The organism is Actinoplanes sp. NPDC049599, from assembly GCF_044465625.1.
GTDB lineage: Bacteria > Actinomycetota > Actinomycetes > Mycobacteriales > Micromonosporaceae > Actinoplanes.
On sequence record NZ_JBITLX010000027.1, the window covers coordinates 35,111 to 51,245 of the forward strand.

General features: G+C 71.2%; 13 protein-coding genes. 5 read left to right on the forward strand and 8 right to left on the reverse strand.

Translation table 11 applies throughout. From position 1 onward, the window contains the following. Position 1: 1 nt before the first annotated feature. From ACIBQZ_RS33985 to ACIBQZ_RS34000, 4 genes are all read right to left on the reverse strand, one after another. Entirely contained in the window at positions 2-2,404 is a 2,403-nt protein-coding gene (locus tag ACIBQZ_RS33985) for a glycoside hydrolase family 2 protein (RefSeq protein WP_396092938.1), read from the reverse strand. 52 nt (positions 2,405-2,456) lie between these two features. Beyond that, the gene (locus tag ACIBQZ_RS33990) at positions 2,457-3,251 is read right to left on the reverse strand and encodes a carbohydrate ABC transporter permease (protein WP_396093014.1); all 795 of its coding nucleotides are present in this window, start codon (positions 3,249-3,251) and stop codon (positions 2,457-2,459) included. Positions 3,252-3,349: 98 nt separating this feature from the next. Further along, positions 3,350-4,330, reverse strand: a complete 981-nt coding sequence (locus ACIBQZ_RS33995) for a carbohydrate ABC transporter permease (RefSeq protein ID WP_396092939.1) — start codon at positions 4,328-4,330, stop codon at positions 3,350-3,352. Between the two features lie 64 nt (positions 4,331-4,394). Then, entirely contained in the window at positions 4,395-5,690 is a 1,296-nt protein-coding gene (locus ACIBQZ_RS34000) for an extracellular solute-binding protein (RefSeq protein ID WP_396092940.1), read from the reverse strand. Between the two features lie 304 nt (positions 5,691-5,994). Here ACIBQZ_RS34000 and ACIBQZ_RS34005 point away from each other — a divergent pair, with 304 nt between their 5' ends. Further along, complete coding sequence (locus ACIBQZ_RS34005) at positions 5,995-7,014, forward strand: LacI family DNA-binding transcriptional regulator (protein ID WP_396092941.1); 1,020 nt, start codon at positions 5,995-5,997, stop codon at positions 7,012-7,014. 4 nt (positions 7,015-7,018) lie between these two features. Here ACIBQZ_RS34005 and ACIBQZ_RS34010 read toward each other — a convergent pair whose 3' ends face one another. From ACIBQZ_RS34010 to ACIBQZ_RS34020, 3 genes are all read right to left on the reverse strand, one after another. After that, positions 7,019-9,637 (reverse strand): EAL domain-containing protein, encoded by a 2,619-nt coding sequence (locus tag ACIBQZ_RS34010; protein WP_396092942.1) that lies wholly within the window; start codon positions 9,635-9,637, stop codon positions 7,019-7,021. Between the two features lie 336 nt (positions 9,638-9,973). Beyond that, positions 9,974-10,249, reverse strand: a complete 276-nt coding sequence (locus ACIBQZ_RS34015) for a ubiquitin-like small modifier protein 1 (protein ID WP_396092943.1) — start codon at positions 10,247-10,249, stop codon at positions 9,974-9,976. Next, positions 10,249-11,325, reverse strand: a complete 1,077-nt coding sequence (locus ACIBQZ_RS34020) for a WD40/YVTN/BNR-like repeat-containing protein (protein WP_396092944.1) — start codon at positions 11,323-11,325, stop codon at positions 10,249-10,251. The genes ACIBQZ_RS34015 and ACIBQZ_RS34020 overlap by 1 nt, the downstream gene beginning before the upstream one ends. Positions 11,326-11,390: 65 nt before the next feature. On the opposite strand from ACIBQZ_RS34020, the gene ACIBQZ_RS34025 reads away from it, so the two are divergent. Then, positions 11,391-11,828, forward strand: a complete 438-nt coding sequence (locus tag ACIBQZ_RS34025; protein WP_396092945.1) for a PH domain-containing protein — start codon at positions 11,391-11,393, stop codon at positions 11,826-11,828. Here ACIBQZ_RS34025 and ACIBQZ_RS34030 read toward each other — a convergent pair. Further along, positions 11,772-12,698, reverse strand: coding sequence for a 2-hydroxyacid dehydrogenase (locus ACIBQZ_RS34030; RefSeq protein ID WP_396092946.1), 927 nt, complete (start codon positions 12,696-12,698; stop codon positions 11,772-11,774). The genes ACIBQZ_RS34025 and ACIBQZ_RS34030 overlap by 57 nt on opposite strands. A 109-nt stretch (positions 12,699-12,807) precedes the next feature. Here ACIBQZ_RS34030 and ACIBQZ_RS34035 point away from each other — a divergent pair, with 109 nt between their 5' ends. The 3 genes from ACIBQZ_RS34035 to ACIBQZ_RS34045 are packed head-to-tail and all read left to right on the forward strand — an operon-like array spanning position 12,808 to position 16,067. After that, complete coding sequence (locus ACIBQZ_RS34035; protein ID WP_396092947.1) at positions 12,808-13,974, forward strand: PQQ-dependent sugar dehydrogenase; 1,167 nt, start codon at positions 12,808-12,810, stop codon at positions 13,972-13,974. 51 nt (positions 13,975-14,025) lie between these two features. After that, positions 14,026-15,630 carry a metallophosphoesterase gene (locus tag ACIBQZ_RS34040; protein ID WP_396092948.1) on the forward strand — a complete coding sequence of 535 codons (1,605 nt, stop codon included), beginning with the start codon at positions 14,026-14,028 and terminating at the stop codon, positions 15,628-15,630. Between the two features lie 35 nt (positions 15,631-15,665). Next, positions 15,666-16,067: a hypothetical protein gene (locus ACIBQZ_RS34045; RefSeq protein ID WP_396092949.1), complete on the forward strand. Its 402-nt coding sequence runs from the start codon at positions 15,666-15,668 to the stop codon at positions 16,065-16,067. The last annotated feature ends 68 nt before the right edge of the window (positions 16,068-16,135 follow it).

The window sequence follows — 16,135 nt, forward strand, 5'->3', positions numbered from 1 at the left end:
GTCACGTCAGGTCGTTGACGCAGCGCAGCACCGGGCGGGTGGTCAGGGCCGTCGGTTCCAGCCCGGCGCCGCCGCGGATGAGGAAGGTCGCCGACTCGCCGGGCAGCAGCGTCACCCCGTTGTCATCCGCCTCGGCCGCCGGGTCCAGCCGGTCCGGTTGCAGGGTCAGGTCGCGCAGGATGTGGTGCGCGGTGATCTGCACCCGGGCGTCCGGGCCGACCGCCTCGAACGTCGCGTCGAACTTCGCCGGCGGCCAGGCGATGTCCTTGTCCTCGGCGAAGAACCACCAGGCCCGCTGGTCCCCGGCCGCGGCGACCAGCAGCTCCCGCGTCGCGTCGGCGGCTGCGCCGACCTCCGCCGGCAGGTCCAGGGTGGTGGCCGAGCCGGGTGCGACGGTCGCGTCGACCGTCACCCGGGCCAGCACAACCCCGTCGAGGGTACGGCGAGACACGGTCGCCGACAGCTGCCACGGCAGCCCTGAGTCGTTGACCGCCACCAGCGCCGGCCCGTTCTCCCGCGGCTGCACGGTCAGCAGGCGCGGGGCGAACGAGCGGCGCAGGGCGTACCAGAGCGGCTTCTTGCGGCCGTCGCCGTCCACCGCCGCCCATGAGGTGACCGGCCAGCAGTCGTTGAGCTGCCACATGATCGTGCCCATGCACAGCGGGCGCAGCGACCGGAAGTGCTCGATCCCGAGCGACAGCGCCCGGGCCTGGTTGAGCTGGGTCAGGTAGTGCCAGTCGTCGAAGTCGCGCGGCGCCGGCAGGTGGGCGTCGAGGCCACGCTGGAGCTTGGCGTCGCCGTCCGCGGCCTTCTGGTGCGCCCGCATCCCCGGCGAGTTGTGGGCCAGCGGCTCGTCGGAGATGGCCCGGCGCAGGGTCGCGTACGCCGGGGGTGCCTGGTAACCGAACTCGGCGACGAACCGCGGGCGGTACTCGCGGTACTTGGTGTAGTCGTCGGTGTTCCAGACGTCCCAGATGTGCATGGTGCCGTACGCCGGATCGTTGGGGTGCTTGTCGTCGCGCCCCGAGTACGGGCTGCCCGGCCAGTACGGCCGGCTCGGGTCCTCCTCGGCCACGATCCGCGGCAGCAGGTCGAAGTAGAAGCCGGCGCCCCACGACTTCTCGCCGAGCTCCGCCTGCCAGCCCCAGTCCTGGTGGCCCCAGATGTTCTCGTTGTTGCCGGTCCACATCATCAGGCTCGGGTGCGAGGCGAGCCGCACCACCTGCTCGCGCGCCTCCGCCGCCAGCTCGCCGGCGAACGGCTCCTCCTCCGGGTACGCCGCGCAGGCGAACAGGAAGTCCTGCCCCACCATCAGCCCGAGCTCGTCGGCGAGGTCGTAGAAGTCCTCGGACTCGTACCGGCCGCCGCCCCAGACCCGCAGGTAGTTGACGTTCGCGTCGATCGCCTGGGCGAACCGGGCGGCCAGCCGCTCGCGGGTGACCCGGTTGGCGAAGACGTCGTCCGGGATCCAGTTGACGCCCCGGACGAAGATCGGCGTCTGGTTGACCACGAGGGTGAACGCGCTGCCGTCCGCGTCCGGCGCGGTGTCGACCCGGACGTCCCGGAACCCGATCTTGCGGGTCCAGCTGTCCAGCTCGCCGTCGGGGCCGGACGCGGTCACGGTGAGGTCGTAGCGCGGCTGGTCCCCGTACCCGATGGGCCACCAGAGCTCGGGACCACGCACGGTGAGCGAGAGGACGGCCTCCTCCCCCTCGATGGTCGTCGCCACCCGCTCGCCGGCGACGGTCGCGGTGAGAGTGACCGGCCCGAGGGCCTCGCGCTGCAGGCGCACCCGCACCTCGACCCTGCCGGTGCCGCCGGCGACGGTCACCTGCGGGCGCACCTCGGCCAGCCGGGCCAACGACCAGTTGTGCAGCCCGATCTCCTGCCAGATGCCCGCGGTGACCAGCGTCGGACCCCAGTCCCAGCCGAAGTTGCAGGCCGACTTGCGGATGAAGTTGAACGGCTCGGGATAGGCGTTCGGCCGGTCACCGAGCCGATCCCGCTGCGCCTCGGCATAGCGGTACGCCGAACCGAAGTGGATCCGGAGCTGATTCTCCCCGGCCCGCAGCGTGTCCCGGGTGTCGAAGCGGTAGCCGCGGTGCTGGTTGGCGGTGCGGCCCAGCTCGACGCCGTTGAGCACGACGGTGGCGACCGTGTCGAGCCCGGCGCAGACCAGGTCCGTGCGGCCGGCGCCCGGCTCGTGCTGGAACACGGTCTCGTAGACCCAGTCGGTGCGCCCGATCCAGGCGAGCTTCGTCTCGTTCTCGTCCAGGTACGGGTCGTCGATCAGGCCCGCGGTGAGCAGGTCGGTGTGCACACAGCCGGGCACGGTGGCGGCGACGCTGTCCACGTCGCCGCCGCTGAGTGCCCACCCGTCATGCAAGGGTCGGTACGAGAACACAGGACTCCTCTGTATATCCCCGCGGCGGAAACCGAAGGTCAAACCGTTTTCATCAGGACTTGACGGCGCCTTCCATGATCCCCCGAACGATCTGCCGTCCACCCAGCAACAACAGCAGAAGCAGCGGGACCGTGGCGACGAACGCGCCCGCGAGCACCCGGCGGAAGATGACGTAGTTGCCGCTGGCGAGGTCGGACAGCGCCACCATCGAGGTGGGGAACTCGGTGCCGTTCAGCTGGATCAGCGGCCACTGGAAGTCGTTCCAGGTCGCCACGAAGGTGAGCAGGCCCAGCACGGCCAGCGCGGGCCGGATCGCCGGCAGCACGATGCTCCAGTACACCCGCATGGTGAGGGCGCCGTCCATCCGGGCGGACTCGATCAGCTCGTCCGGGATGGCGTTCATGATGAACTGCCGCATGTAGAAGACGCCGAACGCGGTGACCAGGCCGGGGGCGATGACCGCGAGCAGCGTGCCGTTCCAGCCGAGCTTGCCCATCAGGATGTAGAGCGCCACCACGCCCAGCTGGTTGGGCACCGTCAGGGTCAGGATGACCACGATCATCAGCCCGTTGCGGCCCTTGAAGCGCAGCTTGGCGAAGGCGAACCCGGCCAGCGAGCAGAAGAACAGCACCGAGGCGGTGACGACGGTCGACACGATGAAGCTGTTGATCAGCGACGCGGTGAAGTAGACGTCCTGCATCGTGAAGACTTCGTTGAGGTTGACCAGCAGCTGCGAGCCGGGCACCACCGACGGCGGGATCTGCGAGACGGCTTCCTCGGTGCTCGACGCGATGACGAACATCCAGTAGACCGGGAACGCCGACACCAGCAGCACCAGGACCAGCATCAGATAGGTCCACCAGGTGCCGCGGCTCTCGGACGGGGCCCGGGCGATCTCGGCGAGGCTCTTGCGGTGCCGCGGCGGCGCGGTCTTGGTCGTGGTGGTCATCGGCGGCCTCCGCCCAGTCGATTGGTGAGCAGCGCGTTCAGGCCGGCGACGATCAAGATGATCACGAACAGGGCCCAGGACATCGCCGCGGCGTACCCGAGGTCGAGGTTGATCCAGCCGACCTGGTAGATCAGCTGCGCGATGGTCTGCCATTGGCCGTCCGAGCCGCCGCTGGCCGAGACCGGGTTGGAGTCGAAGAGCATCGGCTCGTTGAACAGCTGCAGGCCGCCGATGGTCGACAGCACCACCGTGAAGATCACCACCGGCTGGATCATCGGCACCGTGATCTGCCAGAGCTGGCGCTGCGGCCCGGCGCCGTCCACCGCGGCGGCCTCGTAGACGTCCTTGGGGACGGTCTGCATGGCCGACAGGTAGAGCAGCGCGTTGTAGCCGATCCACTTCCAGTTGACCATCGTGGCGATCGCGATCCAGGAGCTCCACTTGTCGGCGCGCCAGTCGATCGGGTTCTCGGCGCCGAAGCCGACCAGCGACAGGAACCAGTTGGCCATGCCGTTGTCCCGGGCGAAGAACACCGAGAACAGCAGCGTCGACGCGGCCGCCGGGGTGACGTACGGCAGCAGCACCCCGATCCGCCAGAAGGTGGTGCCGCGCAGCTTGCGGTTGAGCAGGTTGGCGATCATCAGCGCCAGCAGCAGCTGCGGGATCGTGGAGAGCAGGAAGATCCCGAACGTGTTGCCCAGCGCGTTCCAGAACGTGTCGTCGTGCAGCAGCTTGGAGAAGTTGGCGAATCCGGCCCAGCCGTCCCGGTCCGGATCGTCAAGTCGCCAGGTACGCAGCGCGACGACACCGTTGAAGATGATCGGGAAGAGCCCGAACACCGCGAAGAACAGGAAGAACGGGGCGATCAGGAGGTACGGCGCGCGTTTGGTGTCGAAGCGGTAGAGCCAGGCCCGCTCTTTCTTGGGCGGCTCCGGCTGCGTCACGGCGTGCGACAGCGGAGTACGGGTGAGGGTCACGGCCTTTCCTTCCAGCACGGGACGAGGCGGGACGGTCAGCAGACCGCCCCGCCGTCATCGCTTGTCAGGCCTTGCTGGCCTTCTCCGCCGCCTTGACCGCTTCCGGCCAGGACGCGTCGGGCTGGAGCTTGCCCTGCTGCACGCGGGTGATCACCTTCTCGACCTCGACCCGGGTCGGGCCGTTCTTCTTGCCCAGGTACTGCGGCTTCAGGCTCTCCGCGGTCTTGGCGAAGATCTGACCGGTCGGGGCGTTGTTCATGAACTCCTTCTTGTAGTCCAGCACCGCGGGGTCCTTGTAGAGCTCGGGCTGCGACGGAAGGTTGCCGACGGTCTTGAAGATCTCGATCTGCTGCGCCGGCTGGATCATCCACTCGACGAACTTGTACGCCTCATCGACGTTCTTGCCCTGCTTCGGGATGGTCCAGAACGAGCCGCCCCAGTTGCCGCCGCCGCCGGGGATCGCGGCGATGTCCCACTTACCCTTCTGGTCGGGGGCGGTCTCCTGGATGTGGCCGAGCATCCACGCCGGGCACGGCAGCGCGGCGAACTGGTCCTTCTTGAAGCCCTGGTCCCAGCCGGGCTGGAAGCTGACCAGGTTGGCGGAGATCCCCGCCTTGAGCGCCTTCATCGTGGTGTCCCAGGCGACCTTGGGGCCGCCGTCCATCTGCAGCTGGTCCTGCTCGTTGTAGAAGCCGACCGGCTGCTGGGCGAGGACCGGGTTGAACATGTCCGTGCCGGAGTCGATGAACTTCTTGCCGCCGCTGCCCTTGACGTACTTCTCACCCGTGGCGATGAACTGGTCCCAGGTCGGCCACAGCGCCGAGACGGCGTCGCGCTCGGTGGGCAGGCCGGCCTTCTTGAACAGGTCGGTGCGGTAGCACATGGCCAGGCCGCCGACGTCGGTGCCGAGGCCGATCTGGGTCTTGCCGTCGGCCGACAGCGTCTGCTTCCACTTCCAGCCCAGGTACTTCGCCTCGTACGAGCCGGCGCCCTTGTCCAGCAGGTTGACGAACTTGTCGGCCTGGCTGCGGAACTGGACGGCGAAGCCCTCGTCGATCGCGGAGATGTCCGGCGCGCCGGAGCCGGCGACCAGCTTCTTCTGCAGGTCCTGGTGCTGCGCGTTGAACTCACCGGAGTTCAGCGAGATCTTGACGTTGGGGTGGTCCTTCTCGTACTGCGCCTTGAGCGCCTCGAGACCGAAGTCGCCCCAGAAGTTGACCTTCAGGGTGACCTGAGCCGCCGTCGCGTTGCTGCCACCACCGTTGTCGGCGAGCTTCTCGCCGCTGCAACCGGTCAGAGCCAGGGTTCCGGCAAGGCCTGCGGCGATCAGCGCCACGCCTCGCTTGGCGAACCGTTCCATCGTTCCTCCACCCAGGGAATGTGCTGTAAGAATTTACTGAACCGGATAAGTGACGCGACCGTATGACGCGACTCACCCGGTGTCAAGAGCGTGTTTCACGTTGATGTCCTCGTCCGTTACCAACCGCTGTAAGCTCCGGTAAAGCAGGGCAAATTGGTCAGGATGTAAGGACGGGGTTACGCGAACCTGAGTGGTCTGCAACACTTAACCGATCAAGTTCACAGCGCTCGCCAGGGTCTCAGTGGGGCGAGGTAGCGTGAGAGCGCTCCACCAGCGATGTTTCCGGGAAAGAGAGGCGACCCGAGTGAAGCGGCCGACGATCGCCGACATCGCGCGCCGGGCCGGCGTGTCCAAAGGGGCGGTGTCGTACGCGCTGAACGGGCAACCGGGCGTCTCCGAGGCGACCCGTCAGCGCATCGTGGCCATCGCTCAGGAGATCGGCTTCAACCCCAACAGCGCGGCGCGCGCCCTCTCCGGCGCCAGCGCCCGCGCGGTGGGCCTCACCCTGTGCCGGCCCGCCCGCATACTGAGCATCGAACCCTTCTTCATGGGCCTGATCAGCGGCTTCGAGCAGGAACTGGCGGCCCGGTCGTACGCGCTCACCCTGCAGGTGGTGGCCACCCCGCAGACCGAGACCGAGGTCTACCGCCGCTGGTGGGGCGAACGCCGGGTGGACGGCGTGTTCGTGACTGACCTGCGGGAGAACGACATCCGCATCCCGGTGCTGAACGAACTCCAGCTGCCGGCGGTGGTGATCGGCGGCCCCGGCGACACGGGCAAGTTGACCCAGCTCTGGTCCGACGACGCGGGCGCGATCACCGAGGCGGTCCGCTACCTGATGGCGCTGGGCCACCGCCGCATCGCCCGGGTCGGCGGCCTGCCGGACCTGCTGCACACCCAGACCCGGACCAGATCGTTCGCCCGGATCTGCGCCTCCCTGGGGCTGAGCGAAGCGGTGACGGTCCCGTCGGACTACACCGGCGAGGAGGGCGGCCGGGCGACCCGCCGCCTGCTCATCAACGCGGAACGCCCGACGGCGATCATCTACGACAACGACGTGATGGCGGTGGCGGGCCTGTCGGTGGCGCAGGAGATGGGCCTGTCGGTGCCGGGCGACCTGTCCATCGTGGCGTGGGACGACTCACCACTGTGCTCGCTGGTGCATCCGCCGTTGACGGCGCTGAGCAGGGATATCGCGGCTTACGGGGCGCATGCGGCGCGTCAGTTGCTGGATGCGATCGCGGGGGTGCCGGTGGAGGACGTCGAGGAGGGGACGGCTCATCTGACTCCCCGCGGAAGCACAGCCCCACCCCGGGAGACCTGATCGCTCAGGCGCGGTGGGTGTCGAGGTAGGCCTCCATGCGCTCCGCCGGCGCCGGTCTCGCCAACGCGAATCCCTGCCCGTAGAGGCATCCCGCCCGCCGGGCGCGCTCGATCTGCTCCGCCGTTTCCAGGCCCTTGGCCACCGTTTCCAGCCCCAGCCGGCGCCCCAGGCTCACCACCACGTCGATCACCGCCGGGCCGACCGCCGGCTCCGGTGGGGTGTTCACCAGGACCTGGTCCAGCTTGAGCATGTCGACCGGCAGCCTGCGCAGGTGCGCCAATGACGCCTGGCCCGCGCCGAAGTCGTCCAGCGCCGCGCGGACGCCCAGCTTGCGCAGGCCGGTCAGGGACGCCACGATCGCCGGCACGTCCTCGGCCACCCAGGTCTCCTGCACCTCCACGACGAGGCGTTCCGGTTGCAGGTCGTAGCGGTTGAGGATCTCCGCGACCCGTTCCGGGAAGCGCGCGGTCAGCAGCTCGCGGGGCGCCACGTTGACCGACAGCCAGAAGTCGCTGCCGCCGGCCGTCCAGCCGGCCAGGTGACGGCAGGCCGCGTCGAGGACCCACTCGTCCAGTTCCGCGGCGCAGCCGACCGCGCGGGCGATCGGCAGCAGCTCCGCCGGCAGGACGGTGCCCATCTTGGGGTGGCGCCAGCGCAGCAGCGCCTCCACGCCGACCGTTTGCTCGTCGCGGAGCGAGACGACCGGCTGGAACACCAGGTCCAGCTCGCCGCGTTCGGCCGCGCCGAGCAGCTCGCGTTCCAGGTCCATCCGGCGGTGCAGCTGGAGCTCGATGTCCGTGTCGTACCACTCGACGCGGTCGCGGCCGAGCTGGCGGGCGCGGCTGCGGGCCAGGTCGGCGTGGCGCAGCACGTCCTCGGAGTCGGCGCCGCCGGCCAGCTCGGCCAGGCCGACGCTGGTGTGCAGCTCGACGATCGTGCCGGGCAGCTGGTACGGCTCCATCAGCAACGTCACGATCCGGGTCGCCAACGCGTACGCGAGCACCGCCCCGTCCGGGGTCAGCACCGCGAACTCGTCGCCGCCGAGCCGGGCCGCCACGTCCTCCTCGGCCAGCAGGCTGCGCACCCGCCGGCCCACCTCGATCAGCACGGCGTCCCCGGTCTCCCGGCCCTTGGCGTCGTTGATCTCCGCGAGCCCGTGCAGGTCGATCACCAGCAGGGTGCCGTGCTGCCCCGCGCGGCGCCGGTGGCTGAGCAGGTCACGCATCAGCGCCCGCCGGTTCGCCAGGCCGGTCAGCTGATCGGTGTAGGACAGCCGGTGCAGGGTGCGTTCGAGGTGCCGGCGCTCGCCGACGTCGCGGACGTGCACCACCAGCGCCGCGACCTCGGGCACCGAACGCTGGTCGGCCACCGTGGACTCGGTGTCACGCCACATCCCGTGCCCGTCGCGGATCCGCGCGGTCAGCAGCGCCGGCGGGCCCTCGTCGTGCTCGCCGGCCAGCAGCGCCTCCAGGCCGGCCTGCGCGCCCGGCACGTCCTCGGGGTGGATGAGCTCGAGGAACGTGCGACCGACGACCTCCGAGTCGGAGAGGCCGAAGAGCCGGGCCGCGGCCGGCGACTGCCAGCGGACGGTCAGCCGGTCGTCGAGCACCAGCGTGAGGTCGGTGGCGCCGGCCACCAGCGACCGGAAGTGCGCCTCCTTGGTGCGCAGCTGCCCGGTGTAGCGGCGGATGTCGCTGACCACCAGCAGCTCACGCATGGTCAGCACGGCGACCATCGCGACGCCGAGCAGCACCGCGGTGCGGTCGAAGGAACCGACCACGGCGAGGTGGTAGAGCGCGGCCAGCACGCCGATGCCCGCGGGCACCGCGAGCAGCGGATAGCCGGACAGGTACTGGTCCTGCTCGCGGGGCTGCGGCGAGTCGGGAAGGTTGCGCCGCGAGCCGCCCTCCGCGCTCAGGGCCAGGCCGGCCACGATCGGCAGGCCGAGACTCGCCACGACCCAGCCGGCGCCGCCGGACAGCACGACGTTGATCGCGGCACAGAGCGCGATCAACACCAGGATGGCGCCGGCGCCGCAGCGCAACGCCGCCGGGCGGTGCAGGCGGGCCCGCAGCACGATGACCGTGATGATCGAGATGCCGGCCGCGGCGAGCAGGACGCAGACCAGCGCCGCGACCGGGGTCCCCCGCATCGGCGTGATCAGGTATGCCGCGAACCCGAGGGCGACGCCGAGCCCCAGGCCGTCAAACGCGCGGCGCAGCCGGATCGCCACCGACGAGGCGCCGCCCGGCAGCAGCATGGTGCCGAGGATGAAGAGCGTGGCGATCACACCCACCCCGGCGGCCGCGTAGATGCCACGGCCGGGCGGGTCGGCGAGGAGCACCGCGGTGGTCGCGCCGGTGACGAGCGCGCCCATGCCGATGAAGCCGGCGCCCCGGCAGGCCGCGAACGTGCCGTCCCGATGGTGGATGGCCAGGGCGCTGTGCACCAGGACCGCGGTGGCCCAGAGCGCGACCGCGCCGACGCCGAACGCCAGCGCGGCCAGGTCGGAGATCACCCCGGCCAGGCCGGCCGCCAGCACGAGGGCGCCTGCCGCCGGGGCGGCCAGGAACGCCACCCGGTGGGGCCAGGTGCCGGATCGCGCTATGAGCTGCACTGTCACGTGGGGGGTGATCCTCTGCGGACGGTGAAGGCTGGGCGGGACAGGCGGCGGCGACGGAGGGGTCACCGCACCCACACCGGGTAACGAATGTCCCCCGGACAGGTTACGTGCGCGCGGTAATGCCGCGCACGTCGAGATCGTCGGGTATGGACGGACCCACGGCAATCGACCGGAAAAGATTCCGCAACAATCCGTCCACCGCTGCCTACCGGCAGCAGCGCGACGAGACCGCGCAACCCGGCGCCCGCGCAACCCGGCGCCCGCGCAAGCGTGACGAAGCCCGCTCAGCCCGGCGGCGGACCTGCACCCCCGTCCGCCGCACCCGCATCGCCCGGGTCAGCCCCCGGCCACCGAGGGCAGCACCTGGATCTCCGCCCCGGCCGGGACCGGGGTATCAAGGCCGCCCGAACGGCGGCAGTCCTCCCCGTCCACATAGACGTTCACATACCGGCGCAGCGTCCCGTTCTCGTCGCGGATCCGGCGCTCCAGCCGGGGCCAGCGCTCCTTGAGCTCGTCGAGCACCGCAGCCAGCGTCCCGCCGTCTTCCACCTGGAGCTCCCGGGAGCCGCCGGCCTCGGCCCGCAGCACCCCGGGCACCAGCACGGTCGGCATCAGATCGTCCCCGCACGCACGCAGAGCACGTCGGGCAGGTGGGCGGCCACCGTCGTCCAGCTCTCGCCCTCGTCCCGGCTGGCGAAGACCTCGCCGGAGCGGGTGCCGAAATACACACCGGCGGGCTCGGCGTCGTCCACGCACATCGCGTCGCGCAGCACCAGCGAGTGGAACGGCTCCTCGGGCAGGCCGGCCTGGCCGGGCTGCCAGTGCTCCCCCGCGTCGGTCGAGCGGAACACCCGGCAGCGCTGGTCGACCGGCTCCCGCTGCCCGTCGCTGACCAGCGGGAAGGTCCAGATCGTGCCCGCCCGGCCGGGGTGCGCGACGATCGGGAAGCCGAAGTCGGCGGGCAGGTTGTCGGCGATGGACTGCCAGGAGTCACCGCCGTCCACCGTGCGGTAGACGCCGTGGTGGTTCTGCGCGTAGTAGCTGTCCGGGTCGGCGCCGTCGCGGGCCACCTTGTGCACGCACTGGCCGAACTCGGGCCACTGGTTGGGCAGGAAGTACGCCTTGATGCCGGCGTTGGCCGGCGCCCAGGTGGCACCGCCGTCGGTGGTGCGGTAGACGCCGCCGGTGGACATGGCCACCAGCACCCGGGCCGGGTCGTCGGGATGCGGCAGGACGGTGTGGATCGCCTGGCCGCCGAACCCGGCACCCCATTCGGGCCGGTGCGGGTGGTCCCACAGGCCGCGGACCAGCTCATAGGTGCGTCCGCCGTCCTCGGATCGGAACAGCGCGGAGGGCTGGACCCCGGCGTAGACCACGCCGTCCGCGGCCGGGGCGATCTGCCAGACCCGCTCGACCGCGGCGCCGGCGTCGGCCGGGAAGGCCAGCGGGGCCACGTCGGGCTCCTGCCAGGTGGCGCCCAGGTCGTCGCTGACGGACACGCTGGGGCCGAAGTGGGAGTTGTCGACGCCGGCCAGCAGGCGGGGCGCCGGACCGCGGTTGTCGATCGCGACTGCGTAGATCGCGGTGCCGGGGAAGTGCGCAGAGCCGATCTTCCAACTCTGCCGTTGGTCGTCACTGACGGCCAGGAACAGGCCTTTCTTGGTGCCGATGGCGAGTAGTTCGGACATGAGCAGCAGTATTCCCGGCCGGTCCGACAAAAACGCCGCGTTCGGGGGGTGCGAGGATGAGGAATGTGAGTCGAAAGCCCGCCCTGCGCGTCCGTAAGTCCGGAGCCCTCCTCGTCGCCGCGCTGATCGCGTTCGTGGGCACCCTCCCGGTCGCCGGCGCGAGCTTGCGGCTGGCCCCCGTGATCCTGATCCCGCTGGCCATCCTCTTCTGGGTGCTGCGCGCCGGCACCGATGTGAGCGCCGACGGCCTGCGGGTACGGGCCCTGCTCGGCAGCACCGAGATCCCGTGGTCCCGGGTCGACCAGCTCGGGCCGGACCCGCGTGGCCGGGTGTCCGCCCTGCTGACCGACGGCAAGGTGATCCGGCTGACCGGGGTGACGACGGCAAACCTGCCCGCGGTCATCGCGGCCGGCGGCCAGCAGCTGCAGGGGGACGAGGAGGACGGCTCAGTAGCCGTCGACGACCCGGTTGACCAGCGGCTCCCCGGCGGCGAACCGGCGTAGCTGCGCCCCCGCCAGCCGGTAGGCCCGGGGCAGCAGCCCGGCCACGGCGCCGCCGACGTGCGGGGTGATCAGGACGTTGGGCAGGTCCCAGAGCGGATGCCCGGCCGGCAGCGGCTCCGGGTCGGTGACGTCCAGCGCGGCGCCGATCCGTCCCGTGGCGACCTCGGTGAGCAGCGCGGCGGTGTCCACCACCGGCCCACGCGCCGCGTTGACCAGCAACGCGCCGTCGGGCAGCGCGGCCAGGAAGGACCCGTCGACCAGCCCGCGGGTCTGCTCGGTCAGCGGCACGAGCAGCACCACGATCTCGGCGGCGGGCAGCAGCCCGGGCAGGTCCCCGACCCCGTGCACGTCCTGCTCCGGCCGGGCGGTGCGGGCCACCCGGGTCACCGTCACCTCGAACGGCGCCAGCCGCTCCTCGACCGCCCGGCCGATCGAACCGGCCCCCACGATCAGCACCCGCTTGCCGGTCAGCTCGGGGGCCGGGGTGAACGCCTCGGGCGCCCACTCGTGCCGTTGCTGGGCCCGGGCGAACGCCGGGAACCGCCGCAGCGAGCCGATCACGGCGCCCAGGACCCACTCGGCCACGGAGGCGTCGTGCACCCCACTGGCGTCGCAGAGCTGGACACCGGGCGGCACCTGACCGGCCCACTTGTCGGCGCCGGCCGAGAGCAGCTGCACCACCCGCAGCCCGGTGAGCTTCGCCAGCAGGTCGGCGGCCCGCCCCACGGCGCTGAACGGCGGCACCCAGAACCGGACCTCCGCCGGATCGGACGGCAACGTGGCCGCGTCCGCGCAGATCTCGACCTCGACGCCGGCCGGCTGGGGGCCGAGCAGCTCGCGGCCCTCCTGATGAGCGATCCAGACCTTCACCGTGCCAACCTAGCCGCCCCGGCGACCCCGGCACCCGGTACGGAGATCGCGGTGTGCCGGACGTCCCAGCGGACACGGTTACCCTGGACCGGGGAAACGAGGAGGTCGTGTGATCGAGCGCAGTCGCCGGGTCCGCGCCGGTGCCGTAACACTCGGTGCCGTGCTGGCCCTGACCGCCGCGTGCAGCTTCGGCCCGCCGGAGCCGGACGTGGCCGGCGAGCCGCCGAACCTGCCCACCCCGTCCGTGTCGGCGGGCCCGGACAGCGGCGGTGCGGCCGCGGCGGCCGTCACGGTGCTGGCCAAGGGCCTCGAGGTGCCCTGGGGCCTGGCCTTCCTGCCCGACGGCGGGGCGCTGGTCACCGAGCGCGACACCGCCCGCATCCTCCAGGTCGGCCCGCAGTCGGACGCCGACGGGCTCAAGGTCACCGAGGTGCAGCGGCTCAGCGAGGCCGAGCCCGGCGGCGACGGCGGGCTGCTGGGCATCGCGGTCTCCCCGAAGTTCGCCACCGACGCGACCGTCTTCGTGTACTACTCGACGGCGAAGGACAACCGGGTCGCCAAGCTGAAGCTCAAGGGCAAGCCGCAGCCGATCCTCACCGGCATCCCGCACTCGGCCGACAACAACGGCGGCCAGCTCGCGTTCGGCCCGGACGGTCTGCTCTACGTCACCACCGGCGACGGCACGAGCGGCACTCAGGCGCAGAGCCCGAAGAGCCTCGGCGGCAAGATCCTGCGGATCACCACCGCGGGCAAGCCCGCCCCGGGCAATCCGGTCAAGGACTCGCCGGTCTGGTCGTCCGGTCACCGCAATGTGCAGGGCATAGCGTGGGACGCGGCCAAGAAGATGTACGCCAGCGAGTCGAACCAGAAGAAGTCCGGCGAGCTGAACGTGATCCAGAAGGGCAAGAACTACGGGTGGCCCAAGGTCGACGGCACCGGCGCCGGCGCCGACGCCAAGTTCATCAACCCCGTGGTGAGCTGGCCGATCGCCGACTCGTCCTGCGCGGGCGTCGCGGTGCTGGAGAACATGGTCGCCACGGCCTGCCTGCAGGGCCAGCGGCTGTGGATGGTCGACGTGACCGGCAACGGCACCCTGCTGGGCCAGCCCAGGGCGGTGCTCACCGGCGAGTACGGCCGCCTGCGTGCGCTGGCCGCCGCGCCCGACGGCTCGTTCTGGGTGACCACCTCCAACCAGGAGGAGGGCGGCGAGCCGGCGCCGGACGACGACCAGATCATCCGGCTGGTGTTCTCCGACGGCGGAGCCGGCCGGAGCTGACCGCCGGCACTGTTTGACGACCGGCGTACGGGGGCAGGTGAGCTGTTGACTATGAACGAGAAGATCACGCGCGCCCGCGCCGCGGTGAGCCGTACCTGGCAGCGGCCCTGGACCCAGCGCCTGCGCGTGTGGGCGGCGGTGCTGGCCGTCAGCCTCACCGGGGTGTTCGTCGGCACCATGCTGTTCGCCCAGTCGGAGATCGCGGTCGGCCCGTTCCGGGCGGAGATGTCGATCAGCCCGTCGGTCGAGGGCGGCACCGAGGTGAACATCCCGCCGCTGGGCTCCCTGCACCTGGAGAGCCACGACGGCCCCATCCACCTCAAGGTCAACCTGGGCTCGCTGGACCAGAAACGCACCGAGGCGCTGATCGACGACCCGACGGCGATCAGTGCGGCCGGCCAGTCCGCGGTGGACGACGTGACCAAGGGCGTGCTCCAGCTCGGGCTGCGGGCGCTGGGCGCGGCGATCGTCTGCGCGCTCATCCTGTCCGCGCTGATCTTCCGCAACATCCGCCGGGTGGCCGCCGCCGGCGTGCTGGCGCTGGTGGTGACCGGGGGCAGCCTGGGGCTGGCCGCGGGCACGATCCGGCCGGACGCGATCAGCGAGCCACGGTACGAGGGCCTGCTGGTCAACGCGCCCGCGGTGGTCGGTGACGCGCGGCGGATCGCCGACAACTACGGCCGGTACGCCGACCAGCTCCAGCAGCTGGTGAGCAACGTCAGCCGGATCTACACCACGGTGTCGGCGCTGCCGGTGTTCGAGCCGGCCACCAACACCACCCGCATCCTGCACGTGTCCGACCTGCACCTGAACCCGTCCTCGTGGGGTGTCATCCGGACGGTCGTGAAGCAGTGGGACATCGACGCGGTGGTGGACACCGGGGACATCGTGGACTGGGGCAGCAACGCCGAGACCTCGTACGTGAGCAGCATCGGGCAGCTCGGGGTGCCGTACATCTACGTGCGCGGCAACCATGACTCGATGTTGATCCAGGAGGCGGTGGCCCGGCAGCGCAACGCGACGGTGCTCGACAACGCGACGACCACCATCAACGGCCTGACGATCGCCGGCATCGGCGACCCGGAATTCACTCCGAACAAGAGCCAGGACCCGCCGGTGGACGCGGACGGCCAGGCGTACTCCCCGCTGCTGGCCAGCGGCGAACGGCTGACCGTCACGATCCGCGGGTCGAAGACGAAGGTGAACGTGGCGCTGGTGCACGACCCGGCGATGGCGCCGCCGCTGTCCGGGGCGGTGCCGCTGGTGCTGGCCGGGCACAAACACAAGCGTGAGGTGAGCGTGCTGGCCGTGCCGTCCCCGGACCCCTCGGCGTCGGCGGCGCCGAGCCCGTCTGCGGCGGTGTCCGAGGCGCCGCAGCAGACCCGGCTGCTGGTGCAGGGCTCGAGCGGCGGGGCCGGCCTGCGCGGGCTGGAGGGCGAGGATCCGACCCCGCTGACGATGTCGGTGCTGTACTTCGACGAGACCCAGGAGCTGAAGGCGTACGACGACATCCAGCTGGGCGGCACCGGCGAGCAGAACGTGACGATGCAGCGGAAGCTGGTCGGCACGGAGGAGCCGGAGCCGACCACGAACCCGTCGGTCTTCAACGGCGTGACCCCGGGCCTCCGGCCGAGCAGCGCTCCGCCCGGCCGCTGACCACGGCGGCCAGATGTTCTGGTCTAATGCCTGCCGTGTCCAGCTCGGATCAGCATGACGATGCCACCCCCGCGCGGCGTGCCTCGGCACCGGGCAGTGTGCAGGCGGCGGCGATCCTGCTCTACGTCGGCGGCGCGCTGTCGGTGCTGTTCGCGCTGACCGGCCTCATGTCCGCAAGCGCGGGTGGTCTGCGCCTGGCGGTGTACGGGCTGCTGGGACTGCTCTATCTCGGGCTGGCCCGGGCCGTGCAGATGGGCCGCCGGTGGGCCCGGCGCCTGCTCCTGGTGCTGTGCGCGATCGGCATCGCCGCGGCCGGCCTCAGCCTGGCCTGGTCGAGCCCGTCGGCGGCGGTCGGCGCCCTCGCCTGGCCGGTGGTGTACGCCACCCTGCTCAACACCGGGCCGGCCCGGGCCTGGTTCCATCGCCCCGACGCCTGACCGCGACCCACCGCTTCAGCCCGGACGGCGGCGCGATGAGGCCGGGACGGCAGCGCCCGGGCTGGTGT

What these genes read in the sequence shown, in the direction of transcription:
- ACIBQZ_RS34015 (WP_396092943.1), bottom strand. Translation starts at nt 10,249, where the DNA reads ATGCCGACCGTGCTGGTGCCCGGGGTGCTGCGGGCCGAGGCCGGCGGC.
- ACIBQZ_RS34000 (WP_396092940.1), bottom strand. Translation starts at nt 5,690, where the DNA reads ATGGAACGGTTCGCCAAGCGAGGCGTGGCGCTGATCGCCGCAGGCCTT.
- ACIBQZ_RS34020 (WP_396092944.1), bottom strand. Translation starts at nt 11,325, where the DNA reads ATGTCCGAACTACTCGCCATCGGCACCAAGAAAGGCCTGTTCCTGGCC.
- ACIBQZ_RS33990 (WP_396093014.1), bottom strand. Translation starts at nt 3,251, where the DNA reads ATGCTGGTCCTGGTGCTGCTGGTGTCGGCGTTCCCGGTCTACTGGATG.
- ACIBQZ_RS34040 (WP_396092948.1), top strand. Translation starts at nt 14,026, where the DNA reads ATGAACGAGAAGATCACGCGCGCCCGCGCCGCGGTGAGCCGTACCTGG.